Raw genomic sequence first — 6,796 nt, forward strand, 5'->3', positions numbered from 1 at the left:
GTTGGGGTGGTGAATGTGGAGTGAAGGTGAAAAAATATGTAGCTTCTTCAATGTCAGAAGCCATGAAAAAGATCAGGGAAGAACTAGGAAGCGAAGCGGTTATTTTAAGTTCAAAACCTGTTTTTTCCCACGGATTCATTGGTTTCTTTAAAAAACGCAGTATAGAGGTTATCGCTGCGATTGAACCACCTTCTAAAAAGCCGATTCAAAAACAGAAACAAAAAAAGCTTCCTGATATACCGGCTTCTGCATCTTCAGCTTCTTCAATAAAAATAGAAAAACAGCTAAAAAATTCTGATTCTGCCCAAGTAGAGTTAGTCAAAGAAATTGCTGACATAAAAAACATGATGAAAGGTTTGGGAAAGACAAATACGTATTACCCACTCCCATTACAGCCGGTAAGCAAGATCTTAATCGAACAAGAAGTGGATCCGCTTATACAGGAAGAAATATTAGAAAAGTTGGTTAATAAGTGGCATCAAAACCATGGTATAAGCGATGCAGAGACAGTAAGCGGCTGGTTAGAAGCTGAACTCGTAGCCAAACTATCAGGGGTACCTAATTGGGGTGTAACGTTTCAAAAAAAATTCATTAATTTTATAGGACCAACAGGGGTAGGGAAAACAACGACCCTAGCAAAAGCAGCAGCTGATTCTATTTTAGTTCACAATAAAAAGGTCGCCTTTATTACGACTGATACATATCGTATTGCCGCTATTGAACAATTAAAAAAATATGCTGAGATTTTAAATGTACCGGTTGAAGTAGCATATAACTTAGAAGATTTTAAACGCGCAGCAGAACGGTTTGCTGATTATGATTTGATTTACATAGATACGGCAGGCCGTAATTTTAGAAATCAGGAATATGTTGAAGATCTTAGCAGAGTCATTGATTTTACGACGGAAATGGAAACCTATCTTGTCTTGGCGTTGACATCAAAGGAAAAAGATATGACTGATATTTATCAGCAGTTTTCCTTAATCGAGATTAAACAGGTGATTTTTACAAAGGCAGATGAAACTTCTACGTATGGAACGATGTTGAATTTTATTAATCAGCAACAGCTTGGAGTTGCATATCTAACGTATGGACAGGATGTACCTAATGATATTGAAGCGGCAGATCCAGAATTAATTGTGAAAACCATATTAGGAGAAAAGAGATATGCATGATCAAGCAGAAAATCTACGGTTGAAGTTACTATCACACAGAACCTCAAGTCATGCTAAAGCAGTAGCTATTGTAAGTGGAAAAGGCGGGGTAGGAAAATCTAATTTTTCATTAAACTTTGCCATAGCATTGGCGAAATTAGGTAAGCGTGTGCTGCTGTTTGATATGGACATTGGAATGGGGAATATAGACATTTTAATGGGGAGACATTCTGAGCTTACTATTATTGATTTTTTTGAGCGGCAGATTCCTCTCAAAGAAATTATTACGACAGGTCCTGAGAATATCTCCGTTCTTGCAGGCGGGTCTGGTCTTTCATCCCTTTTTTCACTTGATGAAGCCTCATTCGAACGCTTTCATTCTGAGTTGACCCTGTTACTTGGACAATATGATTATATTCTTTTTGATATGGGGGCAGGAATCAATCAAGATTCTAGTAAGTTTCTATTATGTGCTGATGAATTAATTTTCATTACTACACCTGAACCTACTGCGATAATGGACGCTTATTCATTGATGAAATATTTGAATTCAATAAATAATCTTCTGCCATTTTACTTAGTCTGTAATCGTGCTGAAGGAACAAAGGAAGGGACGGAAACAATTAGGAAACTTCAAAATGCACTAGGAAAATTTTTGTTGAAGGAGATTTCTCCTATCGGTTTATTACCGGATGACAGAACCGTTTCACGTGCAGTAACTAAACAGATTCCTTTTCTCCTTTTTGAACCAAATGCAAGGGTGTCAAAAGCTCTTACAGATATTACGTCTCGTTTTATTACACAATCTTTTTCGGACGATTTGACGGTAAAAAACAGAAATTTTCTAGGGAATTTAAAACGATATTTTCTTGGAAAGTAGGGCGAGAAAATGAAAAAGATTACCGTTCTTATTGTAGATGATTCAGCGTTTATGCGAAAACTGCTTAAAGATTTTCTTACCGAAGACCCAAACATTCTGATTGTTGGTACAGCCAGAAATGGTGCAGATGCGATTAAGAAAGTTAAGGAACTTAAGCCGGATGTGGTTACATTAGATGTTGAAATGCCTATTATGGATGGCATAGACGCCTTAAAAGTAATGATGAAAGAGTGTCCTACAGCTGTGATTATGCTTTCTAGTACAACACAGCAGGGTACAGAAAGTACCCTAGCTGCCATGCAATTAGGTGCATTTGATTTCATTGCCAAGCCTTCAGGAGCCATTTCACTGGATTTACACAAAATTAAGAGTGAGTTGATTTCCAAAGTATTATGCGCTGGTACGGCCAATATTGCAAAGCTGCACATGCCCCAGAAGGACTGCGAGAGAAAGCCTGCAGTAGTTGAACCAGGTAGTGAAACCGTTCAACAAAAGTTCCTTAACCCAAAACATATAACGAATAAAGCCGTCAGTGATAAGAAACTCATAGTGATTGGGACGTCAACAGGTGGTCCAAGAGCTCTGCAAACAGTATTATCCATGCTTCCAGAATCAATCAATGCACCGATTCTTGTCGTTCAACATATGCCCCCAGGTTTTACAAAATCTTTGTCTCAACGGCTTGATACATTATCAGCCATTCATGTCAAGGAAGCAGAAGATGGCGAGATTCTAAAAAAAGGAACGGCCTATATAGCTCCTGGCGGCTATCATTTAAAGGTAAAAAAATTGGGGATGAGTTTGGCCGTTAGTATTGATCAAACCGATCAGCAAAATGGACATCGTCCATCAGTTGATACCCTTTTCGAGTCTGTAAGTGAAATCGAAAATTATGAAAAAATTGCCGTCATTATGACAGGTATGGGAATGGATGGAGCCAACGGGCTTATTCAATTAAAGAAAACAGGTCTAACCATGGCGATAGCAGAATCACAGGAAACATCCATCGTTTTTGGGATGCCCAAGGCAGCAATTGCAACAGGATGTATTAATAAAGTAGTGGATGTTGAGCATATTGCAAGCGTGATAAACAGCTATTGTTAATCTGAGAGGTGTGGAATTCTATGGATATGAATCAGTATTTAGAAGTATTTATTGAAGAAAGTAAAGAACACCTTCAAATGTGTAGTGAGCATTTACTGGAACTGGAAAAACAGCCGGAAGATCTTTCGATTGTTAATGAAATTTTTCGTTCTGCCCACACATTAAAAGGGATGTCAGCTACGATGGGATACGAGGATCTTGCTAATTTAACTCACAAAATGGAGAATGTTCTAGATGCCATTCGTAATCAAAAAACACTACTTACACCAGTTATTTTTGATGTAATTTTTCAAGCTGTAGATGACCTAGAAGCGATGGTCATGTCGATTGCTGATGGTGGCAATGGAAAACGTAACGTGAAAGAAGTGGTTGCAAAGCTTGAAATGATTGAGAAAGGTGAATCACCAATAAACAGCGTTCGTACTGAAACGATGGCAACTATTAATGAAGGTATGCAGAAGCAGGAAACGATTTATGACGAGTTTGAGTTGACTGTCCTTCAGCAATCAGAGGATCAGGGCTTTACGTCACATGAATTGACAATCACTTTAAATGAAGATTGTTTATTAAAAGGTGCTCGCGTATATATGGTGTTTGAAATACTTGAAAAATCTGGAGAAATCATTAAAGCAACACCACCTGTCGATCAACTTGAGGAAGAAAGATTTGATCATAGTTTCACAGTGACGGTAGTAACCAAAGAAAGTAAAGAAGACCTTCAAAAGAAAATTATGAAAGTTTCAGAAATTGAGAGTGTACAAGTAAAACAGCTTCATTTGCAAGAAATTAGACTAGCTGCTGCCAAGCAAGAAGAAGCAAGCACAAAAGAAATAAGTATTGTGCATCAACAAGAATCGGCAGAGACCGGAAAAGAGCAAAAGAAAGAAAAAAATGGTAAACCGGCAGGTAATAAAACCATTAGAGTAAATATCGAACGATTGGATACATTGTTAAACTTATTCGAAGAACTTGTCATCGATAGAGGCCGGCTTGAACAAATTTCAAAAGAACTGGACAATCAAGAACTGCATGAAAGTGTTGAACGCATGTCTAGGGTTACCGGAGATTTGCAGAATATTATATTAAATATGAGAATGGTGCCGGTCGATACCGTATTTAATAGATTTCCGAAAATGATCCGTCAGCTGGCAAGAGATCTCAATAAGAAAGTGAACCTTGAGATAGTTGGAGCGGATACAGAATTAGATCGAACGGTAATTGATGAAATAGGAGACCCGCTTGTCCATTTACTTCGAAATGCAATTGATCATGGTATAGAAACGCCCGAGCAGCGCTTAGGAAAAGGGAAGCCGGAGGAAGGAACGATTTTCTTAAAGGCTTATCATAGCGGTAACCATGTCTTTATTGAAATTAAAGATGATGGAGCTGGAATTAAACGAAAACAGGTTGAAGCTAAGGCAATTAAAAATGGGATTCTGACGACTCAGCAGGCAGAAATGATGACTGATAAGCAGATATACGAGTTAATTTTTGCTTCGGGCTTTTCAACTGCAGAGAAAATATCTGATGTCTCAGGAAGAGGCGTTGGTTTAGATGTGGTTAAAAATACGATTTCAGCTCTTGGCGGTTCCGTAACCATTGATTCCATTGAAGAAGCAGGCTCGACATTTTTAATTCAGCTTCCTCTGACGTTATCGATTATTTCCGTTATGCTGATTGAAATTCAAAATGAAAAGTTTGCTGTCCCATTAACCTCAATAATTGAAACAGCTATTATAAAAAATACAGACATTTTACACGCACATAATCAGCAGGTTATCGATTTTAGAGGAAAAGTACTTCCGCTTCTTTTCTTAAAAGATATCTTAGAAGTTCCCACTGTGAAAGAAGAAGATGAGTTTTATTCAGTAGTGATCGTCAGAAAAGGGGACAAGCTGGCTGGTTTAGTGGTTGATTCATTTATCGGCCAACAGGAAATCGTTTTGAAATCTCTTGGAGAGTACTTAACCTCAGCATTTGCCATTTCAGGTGCAACCATTTTAGGTGATGGAAAAGTCGCGTTGATTATTGATTGTAACGCGTTAATTATGTAACGAATTCAACAGTTAATCAAGAGTACAGGTTGTTTAATTTACTCATTTTGCTGACACGAACGCCATAACCTGGCAGAGGAGGATTATGAATGATAGAGCAAATTGAACAAGAAGAAATGAAAATAATTGTATTTCAATTAAAAGATAAAGAATATGCCCTGCCTGTAAATCATGTTAAGGCTATTGAAAAAATACTTCATATTACTAGAGTTCCAAAGACTGTTCCTTTTATAAAGGGTGTTATTAATCTTAGAGGTGTCATTATTCCTATTATTGATTTGCGAATCCGATTTTCGATTGATGAGCAGGTCTATACTGAACAGACAAGAATTATCATTGTTACCCTTGATGAAATGGATGTAGGGTTAATTGTAGATTCGGCGAATGATGTAATTGATATTTCCATGGATAATATTGAACCACAGCCCGATGTGGTAGGTTCTGTTGCTGATGAGTTTATTAGCGGTGTGGTTAAGATGGAAAAACGTTTGCTCATCTTATTAAATTTAGAGAAAGTGTTGAATCCGGAAGAGACCCTTCTCTCCGTCAAGGAAGGGTAAAAAGATGCATTTGGAGAAGATGTCTACCTTTCAACTCGATGTTCTTCAAGAAATAGGGAATATAGGCGCTGGAAATGCGGCTACTGCCCTCTCAACCTTACTTAATAGAAAAATAGATATGATGGTACCAAGTGTTAGGATCTTATCTTTTGATGAAATGATGGAGGCTGCCGGTGGTTCGGAAACGGTAGTGGCCAGTGTCTTTCTTCGACTCGAGGGAGAAGCACCAGGAAGCATGTTTTTTATATTGCCCTTATACCAGGCAGAATTTTTTATCCACCAAGTAACAGATGAAGTGAACTTTAGTTTTACTAATCCTCCCTACTCAGAAATAGCCTTATCAGCTTTGCAAGAGGTGGGCAATATTCTATCAGGTTCCTATCTTTCAGCTCTTTCAGATTTTACTGGCCTTAGTTTATTGCCTTCGGTTCCTTCATTAAGTATTGATATGGTGGGTGCCACAATTAGCTACGGATTGATCGAACTATCACAGATGGGTGACTTTGCTATTTTGATTGATACAATTCTAACTGGATCTGGGACTAGCGAGGCTATACAGGGACATTTTTTCCTGCTGCCCGATCCAGATTCGCTCGAGACTATGTTTACTTCCTTAGGAGTACCTAGCAATGAGTGAGGTGCCGACAGTGATTAGAGTTGGAATTGCAGATATGAACTTGGTTACCTCACCGGATATCATCCGCACATGCGGGCTGGGCTCATGTGTGGGGGTAGTTATTTATGATTCACTCAAAAAGCATGCTGGACTCGTTCACGTTATGCTTCCAGATTCATCGTTATCAAGAGCAGGTCAGCTTAATGTGGCTAAATTTGCAGACACAGCCATTGTAGAAATGGTAAAAAGATTGCAGAGAAAAGGGTCGCGGATTAGTTCTCTAAAAGCAAAAATAGCAGGCGGTGCGCAGATGTTTCAGTTCTCAACAGGTGACTTAATGCGAATTGGTCCGAGGAATGTGGAAGCCGTTAAAAGGCAATTACATGCACTTGGAATCCCAATACTTGCTGAAGATACAGGCGGAAACA

7 protein-coding genes are annotated in these 6,796 nt (G+C 38.5%); all 7 read left to right on the forward strand.

The annotated features are described in order from the left end of the window. Positions 1-1,175: flagellar biosynthesis GTPase FlhF (gene flhF, locus AC52RT_RS14910; protein WP_495541473.1), on the forward strand; the 1,175-nt coding region annotated here is incomplete at its 5' end. After that, positions 1,168-2,034 carry a MinD/ParA family protein gene (locus AC52RT_RS14915; protein ID WP_495541474.1) on the forward strand — a complete coding sequence of 289 codons (867 nt, stop codon included), beginning with the start codon at positions 1,168-1,170 and terminating at the stop codon, positions 2,032-2,034. The genes flhF and AC52RT_RS14915, both read left to right, overlap by 8 nt. A 9-nt stretch (positions 2,035-2,043) precedes the next feature. Further along, complete coding sequence (locus tag AC52RT_RS14920; protein ID WP_495541475.1) at positions 2,044-3,138, forward strand: protein-glutamate methylesterase/protein-glutamine glutaminase; 1,095 nt, start codon at positions 2,044-2,046, stop codon at positions 3,136-3,138. 20 nt (positions 3,139-3,158) lie between these two features. Then, on the forward strand, positions 3,159-5,192 hold the full coding sequence (locus AC52RT_RS14925; protein ID WP_495541476.1) for a chemotaxis protein CheW: 2,034 nt from the start codon (positions 3,159-3,161) through the stop codon (positions 5,190-5,192). A gap of 89 nt (positions 5,193-5,281) precedes the next feature. After that, positions 5,282-5,752, forward strand: coding sequence for a chemotaxis protein CheW (locus AC52RT_RS14930; protein ID WP_495541477.1), 471 nt, complete (start codon positions 5,282-5,284; stop codon positions 5,750-5,752). 4 nt (positions 5,753-5,756) lie between these two features. Continuing rightward, entirely contained in the window at positions 5,757-6,389 is a 633-nt protein-coding gene (locus tag AC52RT_RS14935) for a chemotaxis protein CheC (protein ID WP_495541478.1), read from the forward strand. After that, positions 6,382-6,796, forward strand: a 415-nt coding sequence (locus AC52RT_RS14940) for a chemotaxis protein CheD (RefSeq protein ID WP_495541479.1), incomplete at its 3' end; no start/stop codon positions are given. The genes AC52RT_RS14935 and AC52RT_RS14940, both read left to right, overlap by 8 nt.

Source organism: Peribacillus sp., assembly GCF_059453735.1.

Bases quoted from the DNA above. Each gene is read 5' to 3' on its own strand.
- AC52RT_RS14915 (WP_495541474.1), top strand. From the start codon at position 1,168: ATGCATGATCAAGCAGAAAATCTACGGTTGAAGTTACTATCACACAGA.
- AC52RT_RS14920 (WP_495541475.1), top strand. From the start codon at position 2,044: ATGAAAAAGATTACCGTTCTTATTGTAGATGATTCAGCGTTTATGCGA.
- AC52RT_RS14925 (WP_495541476.1), top strand. From the start codon at position 3,159: ATGGATATGAATCAGTATTTAGAAGTATTTATTGAAGAAAGTAAAGAA.
- AC52RT_RS14930 (WP_495541477.1), top strand. From the start codon at position 5,282: ATGATAGAGCAAATTGAACAAGAAGAAATGAAAATAATTGTATTTCAA.
- AC52RT_RS14935 (WP_495541478.1), top strand. From the start codon at position 5,757: ATGCATTTGGAGAAGATGTCTACCTTTCAACTCGATGTTCTTCAAGAA.